Source organism: Klebsiella pasteurii (assembly GCF_018139045.1).
Lineage (GTDB): Bacteria > Pseudomonadota > Gammaproteobacteria > Enterobacterales > Enterobacteriaceae > Klebsiella > Klebsiella grimontii.
The window spans coordinates 1,929,417-1,945,344 of the sequence record NZ_CP073236.1; the positions used below are offsets into that span (position 1 = coordinate 1,929,417).

Below are 15,928 nucleotides of genomic sequence, written 5' to 3' on the forward strand. Positions count from 1 at the left end.
GCGCGCTACGTTAAAATCCCCTCACCTCTGGGTATCAGCATTCTATGGATTGAAGGTCAAATACGTTGAATAACAAAATAAAATTAGAGAAAGAAATCGCATGGGCCAGTCAGAATATGCCGCGCACCCTGCGTCAGGTCGCCGCCCTGCCCGATCTCAGCGAGGTGCGTCTGGCCTGCTGTATGCATCTCGATATGAAAATGATCCCGTTGGTGCAGGGGATCCTGGAGAAAGGCGCGAAGGTTTTTCTCACCACCTGTAACCCAACCACGGTACAGGATGAGGTTGTCGCCTGGCTGGTAGAACGCGGCGCGGAGGCCTGCGCATGGCGCGATATGAGCGACGCCGACTGGCAGCAGTCGTGGGAAAAAGCGATTGCCTGGCAGCCGACGCATCTGTGCGAAATGGGCGCGGATATTACTACCCTACTGCATCAGCGCGGGGAGTTTGGCAACGTTGTCGCCGGGCTTGAAGCGACAGGTTCGGGCGTGAGCCGTCTGGGCGATATTCGTCCTGGCTATCCGATTTTTAACTGGGATGATTTGCCGGTTAAGGAAGGCCTGCACAACCGTCATATGGTCGGCCTGACCGCGTGGCATACCTTTTTCCAGACGACCCACCTGACCCTGCATGAGAAAAAAGTGCTGGTCATCGGCTATGGTCTGGTCGGTCAGGGCGTCGCGGCGGCGGCGAAGGCCTTCGGCGGCCAGGTGATGGTAGCGGAAATCGACCCAGCACGGAGATTACAGGCGGCCTATGACGGCTGGCACGTCGTTGAATTACAGGAGGCTATCGCCTCGGCGGACGTGGTGGCCACGGCGACCGGCGGCAAAAAAGTCGTTAACCGCCAGGCGCTGGATAAGTCCAAAGATGGGGTGTTTATTCTCAACGTGGGTCACGTGGCGGAAGAGATTGATTGCGAGTACCTGCGCCAGTTCAGTCATGAAGAGGTCATGCCCTATATCAACGCTTACCGGATGGGCGATAAAACCGTTTATCTGATGGCGAACGGTTCGATGCTCAACCTGACCGCGGGCTTTGGCGATAGCCTGAACGCCTTTGACGTCACCCTGGCGGTGATGGCCAGCGGCATTCAGCATATTGTGACCGACGGCATGACGGCACCGGCGGACGTTTATCTCCTGCCGCAGAGCGTATGGCAAAAAGCGCTATAGGCATAAGTGCCGGATAATATCCCGGCACATTTCCCGGAGGCGGCGCGATGCGCCTGTCCGGGCTACCGGCACGCAGGCTGCTGTTAACCCGTAGCCCGGCTAAGCGCAGCGCGAGCCGGGAGAAGCCACGCCGATCCGTTACCCCGCCATATTCCCCGGAGGCGGCGCGATGCGCCTGTCCGGGCTACCGGCCCGCAGACTGCTGCTAACCCGTAGCCCGGCTAAGCGCAGCGCCACCGGGATGAAAACCAATCCTACAGCAGGGCCAGCAGAAATATGACTTCACCCAGCTCAATCGCCGCGCCTAGTGTGTCGCCGGTTTGCCCGCCCAGGGTACGCTTCAGCGCCTGACCTAACGCCCAGACCAGTACCAGCGTGATAAGCGCCGCCCGCAGACCGTTGACCCCGAGCAGAAGCGTCGCCAGCGCGAGGGCGATCCCCATGGTAATCAGCGACTGACGCAGCGTGATTTTGCCGATAAACAGATTGCCCAGCCCCTCTTCGCGGGCGTAGCGCTGGCGATACATCAGCAGCACCGCCATACCTCGACCGATGGCGCAGGCGGCCGCCAGCGCGGCAAGCGCCGACGTACCGCGCAGCGCCACCTCGCTGACCACCAGCACTTTAGCCATCAGCACGAAAATCAGCGCCAGCCCGCCGTGAGTGCCCAGCCGACTGTCGCGCATAATTTCCAGCATCCGTTCGCGGCGGCGGGCGGAGAAGATGCCATCACAGGTATCCGCCAGCCCATCAAGATGGAAACCGCCGGTCAACAGCGCCAGCGCCAGCACGCCGAGCAGCGCGGCAAGCGGGCCGCCGCACCACGGCTGGAGCAGCATCACGACGGCGCCGGCAATCGCCCCCAGCAGCAGGCCGACAAAGGGGAAAGTAACAATACTGCGTTGATATTGTTCAATTTCCAGCCCCTGGGATAAACGCGCCGGGACCGGCAGGCGGCTGATAAACGATAATGCGGCAAAAAAAGACTTAATCATTGAGAGAGGACTCCTGTCGATAAACCCTGCGGCCAGCGGTTATGCACCTCCGCCGCCGGCCGTAACCTGACTTGTACGCGCGGCTTTAGCGCGGCCGCGTTCTTCCAGCCGCCAGTGGGCAAGCCGGGTATCACGGTGGTGTTGAATGCGCGCAGCGATTTGATTGTCGGATATCCGGGAGGTAGCGATGTAGATCGCCGAAACGAAAGAGTTGAGTAAAGATTCGGCGTCGCGGCGTTGGCCGCTAAGCGCGTCGCCGGTCATCAGTATCATCGCGGCGGCACCTGTTGCAGGGACAGCATGAGATAAACCCTTCCGATATCAATATGTTTACCGCGGAAGTATACCAAATTCCTGGGGAAAGATTCAGCGTTGCAGAGGCTGTTTTGCGAAGGATTTGCGAGATGGCGCAAGAGAAAGAAGAGGAGCTCCGGCAGCGAGCGCCGCCGGAGCGCTTAAACGGGCATTACTCGGCAGATTTATCTTCTACTTTCGCTTCGCCCATTGCTTTCAGCTTTTTAGAGATGTCGCGACGTTCTTTGGAGATCTCGGCGTTTTTGATGATGTAATCGTCAACGCGATCTTCGTAATCGCTCTTCATGCTGGCAATGATGCCCTGAATAGCTTCAACGCTCATGCCCGGCTTAATGTAGTCGCTCAGGTTGTCCAGCAGCAGGACGCGCTTCTGGTTATCACGGATCTTTTTCTCAACGTCCTGAATTTCACGCTGCAGTTTGTTCTTACGACGGTACAGGCGAACAAACTCCAGTACGTCCTGGAAAGAAGGCTTAGTTGTTTCCATTTTTATACCCCTAATATTTGAGATTCGGATTCGCTAAAGCGACTGCTACATAGGGCTAACATAACTGTTAGCAGCCGCTGATGACAATGTTTTTTCCTTTGCCGTTATCATAACCCTAAACGCTGCTGAATCGAAGCAAGCGATGGAAAAACCACGCGAGTCTGGTCTTTATTTACGCAATGCCCGGCAGATTAAATGCGACAGCAGTTCAAGCTGGCGCGCCAGCTCGATAGTTAACCACACATAACCATGAATAGGCGTTTCGGAGAAATTGTCGTCCTGCTGCTCTTTGATGAGCTGGCGCAGTTCGGCAACGATTTCGTTGAGCTTTTCATTGTTGGCCAGGATCGGCTGCGGGTTGCCCTCATACAGGGCGTGGGCGATAGTCAGCAGCGTTTGCTGAGTCATCTGCTGGGTTTCGCGCAGCGTATGGGCATTAAGCATCACGAAGTGGCCGGGACGCGACGCCCAGTAAGCGTTGATTTGCAGCTCCAGCATGCACACCAGGTTACGGCTAACGGTCTGGATCGCCTCAAAGATGGCTTTCTGGATATGCGTCTCTTTGCTGGCGGGCGTAATCAATCCGCGCATTTTCACCACGTCGTTGAGGACCTTTTGCAGGTGCTTTTCCAGACGCGGACGCTCGACCAGGTTCGGCGAGAAGCCGGCCTGATAAAGCCGATTGAAGGCGGTGACGTAGTTGGCCATCTGGATGCGCCAGTGCAGAAAGGCTCGCTGCGGCCAGATACCGGTGAACAGCATCGCCAGCAGGGAACCGAAGATAACATCGCCGCTTCGCCACAGCGCGGTCGTCATATCGCCCGGCGGCGCGCCGACAACCACCGCCAGGGTGATACCAATCAGCAGCGCCTGGTAAGGCTTTTTGCCCAGCGCCAGCCAGCCGCACAGGAACATCGCCACCGCGCACCACAGCAGCATGATAGGCAGCGAGATGAGCTCCAGCTTAAGCGCCACCAGCCCGAGCGCCGAGCCGAGGATCGTGCCGCCGATGCGTTCAAACGCGCGCGGTACGACGTTTCCCCAGAAGGAGATTGGCCCCATCACCACCACCAGGGTGATAAGAGGCCAGGTGCCTTCAGGAACGTTAAGCAGGCGCACCAGCACAAAGGTGAGCACAAAGGCCAATGCTATTCGCACGCCATGGACGATGCGGTAATGGCGATACAGCCGAATTTCAAATGGCTTAAGTGATTTATCCGCGCGCACAACCTACTCCGACACAACGAAAAGGCCAATTGTAACTGCTTTTTCGCCGCAAGCATCACGCGAATGTAATAAACCTTGTCCAGCGAAGGGACAATGTTCGATTTACTTCATCGCAGGCTCAACCGCGATATACATATCAATATCCCAGTAGCCGTCCTGGTTACCATCGTTAAGATAGACTTCAAAGCAGGGTTTCATCGCCATCTGGTGCGTTTTGCTTTGCATCAGGCTCTCGAAGAACTGATACCACGGCGTTGCAAAGTCATAATTCTCGACTCTGGCACGAGCAACCGCGTACTCTCCGCCGGCGATATCGGTCATCATCACGCCTTCGCTGTTGGCGGGGATTGAGTAGTCTTCCGCCACCGTGACGGCGGTCGCGCAGCGCAGCTTTTCCGCCGGGACCTCATCAGGATTGTCGTAGTAAACGGCCACCCACTCCTGCGCCGGAACCTGGCAGTTATCAACCCACATCATTAGCTGTTCAAACCCCTGTTTAACCGTCTGCTCCCAGGGCCCGACCAGATGAAACCCGGCAATTTTCTTCTTGCCCACGGACTTAACGTTATATTCCATGCTGCCTCCACCGTTGATAAAATACTGTATATACATACACATAAATTAGCAGTACTATCAGCCATAGTATGTGCGGCAATTCACAAATCCGCGCGGCAAGAAGAGTAAAAAACCACCGCCGTCCGGTTATAAACTGAACGGCAGCTCAACGCCGATGCTGGCCCCGACATCGTCGCTGGCGCTGTGGTTAGCGTCGGTGTACCACACGGAGGTATTCAGGCGTACCGTCGGCATGACATCGCCGCTCCAGCCCAGCTGTACGCCCTTCAGCGTATCGGCGCGCGGGAAGGCTTTATTGATTCGCTGGTTCTTCGGATTGACCTCAGCGTAGACCAGACGCGCACTCCAGCGCTGATTCTCTTCGGTTACCAGCTCCACCTTACCGGCATACAGACGCCCATCGCCGCCCATCGCGTCGCCCAGCGGATAGCCCTGCTGGTAGTAGCCGTCTTTATAGATGAAGTGGTTATAGATGTAGTTGGTGCGCCCCATGTTCGAACGGGTATCGTGGGCTTCCAGATACCAGTTAACCGCATTGCTGTTCCACTGGTGATGCCCTTCCACGCCGCCAAGATAGAGATGCGCCGAGGGTAAATATCCGGCTTCGTCCTCGCCGATCATCTGGCCGTAAATGCTCACCGGCCAGCCGAGTGTGGGCGCCAGCTTCAGCTTAAAATCAAAACCGGCCAGCTGGTTGCCGGGATCGTCGGCCGATTCGCCGGTGTTGTCATTGCCTGTCAGACCATCCCAGAAGCTGCTGAATGATGAAGGTCGCCCTTCGCCGCCCCACTGCATGATGCGCGAAGCCCCCAGTTCCAGCGAGGAGATTGGTGAAAAAGTCAGGCGACCACCGAAGATTTTGGTATGCGGTACGGCGGCATACTGGCTCATCTGGCTGGCGGAAAGCTGATACTGCCAGGGGCCAATCCAGCTCAGCCAGGAGGTTTCCGGCGCGCGCTGTTCGGCACGCTGCAGCAGAAAACCGGTCATCGGTCGCGCGGCATCGGAGCGAATCAGGCTGCCCTCGTAGCCCGGCCCCCACCACTGTGGAATTTGCCCGAACGCCAGCCACTGGTTCCACAGTTTTACCGCGCCGTATGCCCCGTTGGCGTTCACGTTCGAACCGTTACTGATACGCTTGTCGCCTTCAACATTGCCCTGTAGGTGCAGATCCCACCATTCGCCGCTGTTGTTCAGGGCGAGAGAAAGCGACTGGTTGGCGGGATAGGACTGGGCAAACCCCTGCGGCGTGCCCGGCTTGTCGGTTGCGCTGTAGCCGGTGACGCGGACATCGGCTTTCAGCGCGCTTAATCGCTGATTCACCCGGTTCAACACGACCCGCTCTGCTGAGGTTGTCGGATGGGCATTGGCCAGCGCGCGGTTAATCTCCTCTTCGCTCAGAGGCCAGGTCGACAGGCTTAACGCGAGGGTTCCACGGTCGGATAACCAGGCTAAATCATTGCGAAATTCGTTATCGGCCAGAACGAGGCCAGAGGCAAAACTGGAGGTGCTAAAAACGGCGATAAGTCCCAGAGAAAGCGCACTACGCGCAAAATATTTCATCTTCCCAGCTCCATTTATGGCGCAGAAACGCCAGGCTTTTTCCTGAAGGGTGACCGGGTAAGGTAATGGAGTGAAAGTAAACGAAGCGCCAACCGAAGCGGCATAATAATCAAACAGCTACGAAATGCCGCTCCGGGCGGAGCGGCGGGACAGTTACAGTTTTTGATGCAGGTAATCGCTAAAGCGCGACAGCATGCCGCCCTTGCCAACGCTTTCCAGCGTCACCAGCGGCCAGTGGGCCACCACTTTATCACCATCGTAAAGGGAGATTTCGCCCACCCGCTGGTGGGCGGCAATCGGCGCTTCCAGCACTTTGTTATCCAGCACGTATTTGGCCTTAATGCGCGCGACTTCCGGCTTCGGCAGCGCTAGCCAGAAGTCCTGATCGGTCCCCAGCTTAATCAGCTCTTTATCGCCATACCAGATTCGCTCAACGCCGACCTGCTTGCCGTCCTGCAGGACCTGGACGGTATCGAAGTTTTGCTGCCCCCAGTGCAGCAGCTTCGCCGCCTGCTGTTCACGCCCTTTCGGGCTGTCGGCGCCCATCACCACCGCAATCAGCCGGCGCTGGCCGTCCACCGCGGAGGCAATCAGGTTGAAGCCGGCGCCGGAAGTGTGGCCGGTCTTCAGACCATCGACGTTCATGGTCTTATCCCACAGCAGACCGTTGCGGTTCTGCTGGGTAATGCCATTCCAGGTCAGGCTCTTCTGGCTGTACATATGGTAGACGTCCGGTTCGCCGTGAATAATCGCCCGCGAGAGCACGGCGAGATCGTAGGCCGAACTGTGCTGACCCGGCGCATCCAGACCGTGGACGGTTTCAAAATGGGTATCCTGCAAATGCAGTTTTTCCACGTAGCTGTTCATCAGCGCGACGAACTGGGGCTGGCCGCCGGCGACGTAGTCCGCCAGCGCCACGCAGGCATCGTTGCCGGAGTCAACGATCAGTCCGCGGCTTAAGTCGCGTACGCTGACCCGATCGCCGGGCTTAAGGAACATCAGCGAAGAACCCTTAAAGACCGGGTTACCCTGCGCCCAGGCGTCTTTACCGACGGTGACGATATCGTCAAAGGTGATGCGGTGGCTGTCGATGGCGCGATCGACCACGTAGCCGGTCATCAGTTTGGTCAGGCTGGCGGGATTGCGCTGCTGATGCTCGTTACCGGCGGTCAGGATCTGACCGGTGGTGTAATCCATCAGCACCCAGGAACCGGCCTGAATAGAAGGAGGCGTCACGTTGACGGGAAAATCATTGGCGGCAAATGCGCAGGAAACGCTCGTAGCGAGCAAAGATACAGCAATAAACAAACGGCCTTTCAACGGCATATCCTCTAAATTGACAGATTCGCCGTCCTTTTTACGGAACTTCTCGTTTCAAATCAGGGTTTAATTGCAAGAAAATATGACATCGCCGACGCAGGACAAAGGGGATACCCTTCTGATGGCCCGGCAAATCGTTTACCATGATGGCTGCTCGCCACCAGGGATAATGAACAGATTATGCAAGATCGCGCCAACCAGCCCGGATTTTTGTTTCACGATTACGAGACCTTCGGCACCAGCCCTTCGCTCGACCGACCGTCGCAGTTTGCCGCCATCCGCACCGATGAAGACCTCAATATCGTCGGTGAACCTGAAGTGTTCTACTGCAGGATCGCCGATGACTATCTGCCGCAGCCGCAGGCGGTCATGGTCACCGGGATAACGCCGCAGGAGGCGAACGCCAAGGGCGACAGCGAAGCCGCCTTTGCCCGTCGCGTTCACGATCTGTTCACGGTGCCAAAAACCTGCATCGTCGGCTACAACAACGTGCGCTTCGATGACGAAGTGACGCGCAATATCTTTTATCGCAATTTTTACGATCCTTACGCCTGGAGCTGGCAACACGACAACTCCCGTTGGGATCTGCTGGATGTGATGCGCGCCTGCTACGCGCTGCGCCCGGAAGGGATCAACTGGCCGGAAAACGAAGAGGGCTTACCGAGCTTCCGCCTCGAGCATCTGACCGTCGCCAACGGCATTGAGCACAGCAACGCCCACGACGCGATGGCCGACGTTTACGCCACCATCGCGATGGCAAAACTGGTGAAAACCCAGCAGCCGCGCCTGTTTGACTATCTATATACCTATCGCAACAAACGCAAGCTGGCGACGCTGATCGATGTGCCGCAAATCAAACCGCTGGTGCATGTTTCCGGCATGTTTGGCGCGGCGCGCGGCAACACCAGCCTGGTGGCCCCGCTGGCGTGGCACCCTGACAACCGTAACGCGGTGATTATGGTCGACCTGGCCGGAGATATCGCTCCCCTGCTGGATCTGGATGCCGACACCCTGCGCGAGCGGCTGTATACGCCGAAAAGCGAGCTGGGCGACCTGCCCGCGGTGCCGATTAAGCTGGTTCACCTCAATAAATGCCCGGTGCTGGCGCAGCAAAACACTCTGCGTCCGCAGGATGCCGACCGGCTGGGCATCAATATCCAGCGCTGTCTGGATAACGCCCAGCAGCTACGGGCCAATCCGCAGGTGCGCGAAAAAGTGGTGGCGATTTTTGCCGAAGCGGAGCCGTTTGTGCCTTCCGATAACGTCGATGCCCAGCTGTATAACGGCTTTTTCAGCGATGCCGATCGCGCGGCAATGAAAATCGTGCTTGAGACCGAGCCGCATAACCTGCCGGCGCTGGATATTACCTTCGCCGATAAGCGTATTGAGCGTCTGCTTTTCAACTATCGCGCGCGCAACTATCCCGGTACGCTCGATGAAGCCGAGCAGCAGCGCTGGTTAGAACACCGTCGTGAGGTGTTTACGCCAGAGTTTTTACAGGCCTATGCCGATGAGCTGCAGATGCTGTATCAACAGTATGCGGATGATAAAGAAAAGCTGGCGCAGCTGAAGGCGCTGTGGCAGTACGCGCAGGATATTGTTTAATTGGAGGAAATTCCCGGGTTGCGGCTAACACCCTACCCGGGCTACAAACGATGGCAGGACTCGTAGCCCGGGTAAGACAGCTCGCGTCGCACCCGGGAACGTTGCTTAGCCTTTGGCGCGGCTGGCGATAATCGCCTCAGCCACGTTGCGCGGGGCTTCCGCGTAGTGGTGGAACTCCATGCTGTAGGTCGCCCGGCCCTGGGACATTGAACGCAGCGTGGTGGAATAGCCAAACATCTCGGCCAGCGGCACGTCGGCGCGAATAATCTGGCTGCCGAAGCGCTCTTCCATCCCCTGCACCATTCCGCGACGGGAGGAGAGATCGCCCATAATATTCCCGGCATACTCTTCCGGGGTCTCCACTTCCACGTGCATCACCGGTTCAAGAATTACCGGGTCGGCCCTGCGCGCCCCTTCCTTGAAGCCAAATATCGCCGCCATCCGGAAAGCCATCTCCGAGGAGTCGACGTCATGATACGAACCAAACGTCAGTGTCGCCTTGATATCCACTACCGGATAGCCCGCCAGCACGCCAGCGCCCATCGCTTCGCGCAGCCCTTTTTCCACTGAAGGGATGTACTCGCGCGGCACCACGCCGCCTTTGGTCGCGTCTTCAAACACGAAACCGCTTCCCGGCTCCAGCGGTTCAAGGGTCAACACCACGTAGCCGTACTGCCCTTTCCCGCCGGACTGGCGGACAAACTTGCCTTCCACCTCTTTGACCGTTTTGCGGATCGTCTCGCGATAGGTCACCTGCGGACGCCCGATATTCGCCTCAACGCCAAACTCGCGCTTCATGCGGTCGACGATAATCTCCAGATGCAGCTCGCCCATCCCGGAAATGATCGTCTGGCCGGACTCCTCGTCAGTATGCAGACGAAACGACGGATCTTCCGCCGCCAGCCGCTGCAGAGCGATACCCATTTTCTCCTGATCGGCTTTGGTTTTCGGTTCAATCGCCAGTGAAATCACCGGCTCCGGAAACTCCATCCGTTCGAGGGTAATCACCGCATCCGGGTCGCACAGCGTGTCGCCGGTAGTGACATCCTTCAGGCCGACGCAGGCGGCAATATCCCCGGCGTGCAGTTCGTCCACCTCATGGCGATCGTTGGCCTGCATCAGCACGATGAGTCCGATGCGTTCTTTCTTACCTTTCACCGGATTCCACACCGCATCGCCTTTTTTCAACGTCCCGGAATAGACGCGGATAAAGGTTAACTGTCCGACATAGGGGTCGGTCATCAGCTTGAAGGCCAGCGCCGAGAACGGTTCGTCGTCGCTCGGGTGACGTTCCGCGGACTGCCCTTTCTCATCCACGCCCTGAATAGCCGGGATATCCAGCGGCGACGGCATCAGCTCAACCACCGCATCAAGCATCCGCTGCACGCCTTTGTTTTTAAATGCGCTGCCGCACAGCACCGCCTGGATTTCGCCCTTCACCGTGCGCTGGCGCAGTCCGGCAACGATTTCCGCCTCGCTCAACTCGCTGGTTTCGAGATACTTATCCATCAGTTCGTCGCTGGCTTCGGCCGCCGCCGAGACCATTTTCTCCCGCCACAGCCGGGCGGTTTCCATGAGATCGTCAGGCACCGGGGCATAGCTGAAGGTCATCCCCTGGGTGGCGTCGTCCCACAAAATAGCGCGCATTTTGATGAGATCCACCACCCCGGTAAAGTGCTCTTCGGCGCCAACCGGGATCACAATCGGTACCGGATTGGCCTTCAGGCGATCGGTCATCATCTGCACCACGCGGAAAAAATCCGCGCCGGGGCGGTCCATCTTGTTGACGAAGGCCAGCCGCGGAACGTGGTATTTATTCGCCTGCCGCCAGACGGTTTCCGACTGCGGCTGCACGCCGCCGACGGAGTCGTAAACCATCACCGCGCCGTCCAGTACGCGCATAGAACGTTCCACTTCGATGGTGAAATCCACGTGCCCGGGGGTATCGATGATGTTTATCCGGTGCGGCTCAAAGCTACGGTCCATGCCGGGCCAGAAGCAGCTCACCGCCGCGGAGGTAATGGTGATCCCGCGCTCCTGCTCCTGCGCCATCCAGTCGGTGGTTGCCGCGCCATCGTGTACTTCCCCCAGCTTGTGGCTCATCCCGGTATAAAACAGGATGCGCTCGGTGGTGGTGGTTTTGCCGGCATCGATATGCGCGGAGATACCGATGTTGCGATAACGTTCGAGGGGGATGGGTCGGGGCATGATGCGTCCTTAGTCATTTTGACTGTCAGCAGGCGGCCGGAATTGGCCGCCGTTCATATAACGGCATCTATCATAGTACAACTGTACGAGTATATTCGAACTATTTTTGCTATCGTTACTATTGGTAAAGCTGCGACGACGCGCGTGGCTTTAGAAAAGCAGTTTGGGTATATTACCGGCCAGCCGCCGATACGGGCCGCTGCTCGTAAGGCAGCGCAACCGCCGACACAGGAATAGTATGATCGCCAATCACCCCGAACGTGAACAAATTCGCCTCGAAAATGTCCTTTTCGCCCTCGGTAACCCGCTACGGCTTGAGATTATCCGCATCCTTGCCGACGGCAGCGAGCAGAGCTGTAACGCCCTGCGTCATGAAGATGTGGCAAAGTCGACCATGACCCACCACTGGCGCGTCCTGCGCGACAGCGGTGTGATCTGGCAGCGGCCACAGGGGCGGGAGAACTTGATTTCGCTGCGCCGGGAAGATTTAGACGCGCGCTTTCCCGGCCTGCTGGAGACGCTGCTTAAGGTCATGCAGCTGGAGAACTAAAGGCCTGCTACTCCTCGCCGGCCAGCCGCCGATACTGGGCAAAGCGGGCCCGAGCGTCCTCCTCGGTTCGGCTAAAGAGCGCATCCGCCAGATGCGGCGTCGTTTTGTGCAGCGAGGCGTAGCGCACTTCGCCAAGCAAAAAGTCGCGGAAACTCTCCTCCGGCTCTTCGGAATCGAGAATAAACGGCGTCTTGCCTTCCGCTTCCCGCTGCGGATGATAGCGCCACAGGTGCCAATATCCCGCCTCAACCGCCCGTTTCGCCTCGCGCTGGCTGCAGCGCATACCGGCTTTCAGCCCGTGGTTAATGCAGGCGGCGTAGGCAATCACCAGCGACGGTCCCGGCCAGGCTTCGGCCTCGGCGATCGCCCGTAGGGTCTGATCTTTATCAGCGCCCATCGCGACCTGGGCCACGTACACATTGCCGTAGCTCATCGCCATCATGCCGAGATCTTTTTTCCGCGTGCGTTTACCCTGCGCGGCAAACTTCGCGATGGCCGCCACCGGGGTCGATTTAGACGACTGGCCGCCGGTATTGGAGTAAACCTCGGTGTCAAACACCAAAATATTGACGTCTTCCCCGCTCGCCAGCACGTGGTCGAGGCCGCCGAAGCCGATATCGTAGGCCCAGCCGTCGCCGCCGAAAATCCACTGCGAACGACGAACAAAATAGTCGCGGTTCTGCCACAGCTGCTCCAGCAGCGGCACCCCCTCTTTTTCCGCCGCCAGCCGTTCGCTGAGCTGGTCCGCGCGCTCGCGGGTGCCCTCGCCTTCATCCTGCTTCGCCAGCCACTGGCGCATTGCGTCGCTAAGTTCGTCGCTGACCGGTAGCGCCAGCGCGGCGGTCATATCATCGGCGATTTGTTGACGCACCGCCTGACCGCCGAGCATCATGCCGAGGCCAAACTCCGCGTTATCCTCAAATAGCGAGTTCGCCCATGCCGGGCCGTGGCCGCGGTGGTTGGTGGTATAGGGAATCGACGGCGCGCTGGCCCCCCAGATAGAAGAGCAGCCGGTGGCGTTAGCGATCAACATCCGGTCGCCAAACAGCTGGGTTATCAGGCGGGCATAAGGCGTTTCTCCGCACCCCGCGCAGGCGCCGGAAAACTCCAGCAACGGGGTTTCAAACTGGCTACCTTTGACCGTCGTCTTACGAAACGGATTGCTCTTCGGCGTCAGTGCCAGCGCATAGTCCCAGACCGGCGCCATCTGACGCTGGCTATCGAGAGACTGCATTTTTAACGCCTTGCCGCGCGCGGGACAGATGTCCACGCAGTTGCCGCAGCCGGAACAATCCAGCGGCGAGATAGCCAGATGGTAGTGATACTCCTTCGCTCCCTGCGCGGGTTTGCTCAGCAGCCCAACCGGCGCGGCGTCATGCTCTTCGCCGTTGAGCAACGCCGGGCGGATCGCCGCATGCGGGCAGATAAAGGCGCACTGGTTACACTGCGTGCAGCCCTCCGGCTGCCAGACCGGCACTTCCAGCGCGATCCCGCGTTTTTCCCAGGCGGCGGTGCCCGAAGGAAACGTCCCGTCCTCCATACCGACAAACGCGCTCACCGGCAGCTGGTCGCCGCAATGGCGGTTCATCGGCTGCAGAATATCGCGGATGAAATCCGGCATCATAGCTGAAACCTGCGCCACGGGTTCATCCAGCGTCGCCCAGTGCGCCGGAATCGTCACCTGATGCAGCGAGGCCATGCCCAGCTCGATTGCCCGCTGGTTCATCTCAATCACCGCCGCCCCTTTGCTGCCGTAGCTTTTTTCAACCGCCTGCTTAAGGTAATCCGCCGCGGTCTGCGGGTCGATAATCGCGGCCAGCTTAAAGAACGCCGCCTGCATCAGCATATTAAAGCGCCCGCCCAGTCCGAGCTCGCGGGCGATATCCACGGCGTTCAGGGTATAAAAATGGATATTTTCCCGCGCCAGATAGCGTTTGAAGCTAACCGGCAGATGCTGCTCCAGCTCCGCATCGGACCAGCTGCAGTTGAGTAAAAAGGTCCCGCCCGGCTTTAATCCGTCCAGCAGATCGTAGCGCTCAACGTAGGACTGCTGCGAACAGGAGATAAAATCGGCCCGATGGATCAGGTAGGGCGAATTGATCGGCCGGTCGCCGAAGCGCAAATGTGAAACGGTAATGCCGCCGGATTTTTTCGAGTCATAGGAAAAGTAGGCCTGCGCGTAGAGCGGTGTTTTATCGCCGATAATTTTGATCGCGCTTTTATTGGCCCCCACGGTGCCGTCCGAGCCCATGCCCCAAAATTTACAGGCGGTGATGCCGGCATGCGAGACCGCCAGCGTCTGCTGGCGCGGGGGCAACGAAGTAAAGGTCACATCATCGACAATCCCGAGGGTAAACCCGTCCATCGGCAGCGGTTTATTGAGGTTATCAAAGACGGCCGCGATATCGTTAGGCAGAACATCCTTACCGCCAAGCGCATAGCGGCCGCCGACGATTAACGGCGCATCGTCGTGATGATAGAAGGCGTTTTTCACATCCAGGCACAGCGGTTCAGCCTGAGCGCCGGGCTCTTTGGTGCGGTCCAGGACGGCAATACGCTGCACGGTTTTCGGCAGCTGGGCGAAGAAGTGGGCCAGCGAAAAAGGGCGAAACAGATGCACGCTGAGCAGCCCGACCTTCTCTCCCGCCGCGTTCAGCGTATCCACCACTTCCTGAACGGTATCGCAGACCGATCCCATCGCGATAATCACCCGTTCAGCGTCCGCCGCGCCGGTATAGTTAAACAGATGGTACTCCCGGCCGGTGAGCGCGCTGATTTGCGCCATATAGTTTTCGACAATGTCTGGCAGCGCCTGATAAAAACGGTTGCCCGCCTCCCGTTCCTGGAAGTAGATATCCGGGTTCTGCGCCGTTCCGCGGATGACAGGATGATCCGGATGCAGCGCGTTACGGCGGAAGCTGTCGAGCGCAGGCCGGTCCAGCAGCGTCGCCAGCTGCTCATATTCCAGCACCTCGATTTTTTGAATTTCGTGCGAAGTGCGAAAACCGTCGAAGAAGTTAACAAACGGGATGCGTCCCTTAATCGCCGCCAGATGCGCCACCGCCGACAAATCCATCACCTGCTGCACGTTGTTCTCCGCCAGCATCGCGCAGCCGGTCTGGCGAACCGCCATCACGTCCTGGTGATCGCCAAAAATATTCAGCGAGTTGGTCGCCAGCGCCCGGGCGCTGACGTGAAAAACGCCCGGCAGCAGCTCACCGGCGATTTTGTACATGTTGGGGATCATCAGCAGCAGCCCCTGGGAGGCCGTATAGGTGGTGGTGAGCGCCCCGGCCTGCAGCGCGCCGTGTACCGCGCCTGCCGCGCCGGCTTCCGACTGCATCTCCATTAAGCGCACCGGCTGGCCAAAGAGGTTCTTTTTCCCCTGCGCCGCCCACTCGTCGACGTTTTCCGCCATCGGCGTGGAGGGGGTAATGGGGTAAATCGCCGCGACCTCGGTAAAGGCATAAGAGATCCAGGCCGCCGCGGCGTTGCCATCCATTGTTTTCATTTTTCCGGACATTGTTCAATCCTCGAAGGTGAGAGGCATCTTCGCCGCCTCAAATAAGCGGCAAACCCAGTTGTTGCCTCAAGCACAGCCTGTGCCAGCTCGCGGATGACAGAATAGTTGGCGCGAATTCAACGCGTTATGAAGAGCGTCGTCGCACAGCGCGCAAAGAGATTGCGTGGAATAAGACACAGGGGGCGACAAGCTGTTGAACAGGCGACAAACCGCCACAATGGCCCCGGCAGACGGAATTGTTCTGTTTCCCACATTTGGTCGCCTTATTGTGCCGTTTTGTTTTACGCCCTGCGCGACAATGAATTAATAAATACATAAAAATCAAATAAATACATAAACAGGCACGGCTGGTATGTTCCCTGCACTTCTCTGCTGGCAAACACT

The 15,928-nt window shown here is 58.2% G+C and carries 12 protein-coding genes; 3 read left to right on the forward strand and 9 right to left on the reverse strand.

Annotation, left to right across the window (positions count from 1 at the left end):
* Positions 1-65 precede the first annotated feature (65 nt).
* Entirely contained in the window at positions 66-1,175 is a 1,110-nt protein-coding gene (locus KCG39_RS09100; protein WP_087829196.1) for an adenosylhomocysteinase, read from the forward strand.
* Between the two features lie 254 nt (positions 1,176-1,429).
* On the opposite strand, the gene cobS is transcribed toward KCG39_RS09100, so the two are convergent.
* The 7 genes from cobS to dacD form a co-directional block, all read right to left on the reverse strand.
* Complete coding sequence (gene cobS, locus KCG39_RS09105; RefSeq protein WP_004122352.1) at positions 1,430-2,170, reverse strand: adenosylcobinamide-GDP ribazoletransferase; 741 nt, start codon at positions 2,168-2,170, stop codon at positions 1,430-1,432.
* A 39-nt stretch (positions 2,171-2,209) separates the two neighbouring features.
* Positions 2,210-2,443 carry a bifunctional adenosylcobinamide kinase/adenosylcobinamide-phosphate guanylyltransferase gene (locus KCG39_RS09110; RefSeq protein ID WP_004122355.1) on the reverse strand — a complete coding sequence of 78 codons (234 nt, stop codon included), beginning with the start codon at positions 2,441-2,443 and terminating at the stop codon, positions 2,210-2,212.
* Positions 2,444-2,636: 193 nt separating this feature from the next.
* Positions 2,637-2,972, reverse strand: a complete 336-nt coding sequence (locus KCG39_RS09115) for a DUF496 family protein (protein ID WP_004103624.1) — start codon at positions 2,970-2,972, stop codon at positions 2,637-2,639.
* Positions 2,973-3,140: 168 nt separating this feature from the next.
* Positions 3,141-4,199: an FUSC family protein gene (locus KCG39_RS09120; protein WP_004122357.1), complete on the reverse strand. Its 1,059-nt coding sequence runs from the start codon at positions 4,197-4,199 to the stop codon at positions 3,141-3,143.
* Between the two features lie 102 nt (positions 4,200-4,301).
* Positions 4,302-4,775: a DNA gyrase inhibitor SbmC gene (sbmC, locus tag KCG39_RS09125; protein WP_142468558.1), complete on the reverse strand. Its 474-nt coding sequence runs from the start codon at positions 4,773-4,775 to the stop codon at positions 4,302-4,304.
* Between the two features lie 126 nt (positions 4,776-4,901).
* Complete coding sequence (locus KCG39_RS09130) at positions 4,902-6,338, reverse strand: capsule assembly Wzi family protein (RefSeq protein WP_142468557.1); 1,437 nt, start codon at positions 6,336-6,338, stop codon at positions 4,902-4,904.
* Positions 6,339-6,491: 153 nt separating this feature from the next.
* Complete coding sequence (dacD, locus tag KCG39_RS09135) at positions 6,492-7,658, reverse strand: serine-type D-Ala-D-Ala carboxypeptidase DacD (RefSeq protein ID WP_211811588.1); 1,167 nt, start codon at positions 7,656-7,658, stop codon at positions 6,492-6,494.
* A gap of 180 nt (positions 7,659-7,838) precedes the next feature.
* Between dacD and sbcB the strand changes: the two genes are divergently transcribed.
* Complete coding sequence (sbcB, locus tag KCG39_RS09140; RefSeq protein WP_142468555.1) at positions 7,839-9,263, forward strand: exodeoxyribonuclease I; 1,425 nt, start codon at positions 7,839-7,841, stop codon at positions 9,261-9,263.
* Between the two features lie 105 nt (positions 9,264-9,368).
* On the opposite strand, the gene fusA is transcribed toward sbcB, so the two are convergent.
* Positions 9,369-11,471: an elongation factor G gene (gene fusA, locus KCG39_RS09145; protein ID WP_211811589.1), complete on the reverse strand. Its 2,103-nt coding sequence runs from the start codon at positions 11,469-11,471 to the stop codon at positions 9,369-9,371.
* Between the two features lie 238 nt (positions 11,472-11,709).
* Between fusA and KCG39_RS09150 the strand changes: the two genes are divergently transcribed.
* A complete protein-coding gene (locus tag KCG39_RS09150; protein WP_004122375.1) occupies positions 11,710-12,021 on the forward strand; it encodes an ArsR/SmtB family transcription factor in 312 nt (103 codons plus the stop codon).
* Positions 12,022-12,028: 7 nt separating this feature from the next.
* On the opposite strand, the gene nifJ is transcribed toward KCG39_RS09150, so the two are convergent.
* Positions 12,029-15,544 carry a pyruvate:ferredoxin (flavodoxin) oxidoreductase gene (nifJ, locus tag KCG39_RS09155; protein ID WP_142468553.1) on the reverse strand — a complete coding sequence of 1,172 codons (3,516 nt, stop codon included), beginning with the start codon at positions 15,542-15,544 and terminating at the stop codon, positions 12,029-12,031.
* Positions 15,545-15,928: the final 384 nt, after the last annotated feature.

What these genes read in the sequence shown, in the direction of transcription:
- cobS (WP_004122352.1), bottom strand. Translation starts at nt 2,170, where the DNA reads ATGATTAAGTCTTTTTTTGCCGCATTATCGTTTATCAGCCGCCTGCCG.
- KCG39_RS09110 (WP_004122355.1), bottom strand. Translation starts at nt 2,443, where the DNA reads ATGATACTGATGACCGGCGACGCGCTTAGCGGCCAACGCCGCGACGCC.
- KCG39_RS09115 (WP_004103624.1), bottom strand. Translation starts at nt 2,972, where the DNA reads ATGGAAACAACTAAGCCTTCTTTCCAGGACGTACTGGAGTTTGTTCGC.
- sbmC (WP_142468558.1), bottom strand. Translation starts at nt 4,775, where the DNA reads ATGGAATATAACGTTAAGTCCGTGGGCAAGAAGAAAATTGCCGGGTTT.
- KCG39_RS09130 (WP_142468557.1), bottom strand. Translation starts at nt 6,338, where the DNA reads ATGAAATATTTTGCGCGTAGTGCGCTTTCTCTGGGACTTATCGCCGTT.
- sbcB (WP_142468555.1), top strand. Translation starts at nt 7,839, where the DNA reads ATGCAAGATCGCGCCAACCAGCCCGGATTTTTGTTTCACGATTACGAG.
- fusA (WP_211811589.1), bottom strand. Translation starts at nt 11,471, where the DNA reads ATGCCCCGACCCATCCCCCTCGAACGTTATCGCAACATCGGTATCTCC.
- KCG39_RS09150 (WP_004122375.1), top strand. Translation starts at nt 11,710, where the DNA reads ATGATCGCCAATCACCCCGAACGTGAACAAATTCGCCTCGAAAATGTC.
- nifJ (WP_142468553.1), bottom strand. Translation starts at nt 15,544, where the DNA reads ATGTCCGGAAAAATGAAAACAATGGATGGCAACGCCGCGGCGGCCTGG.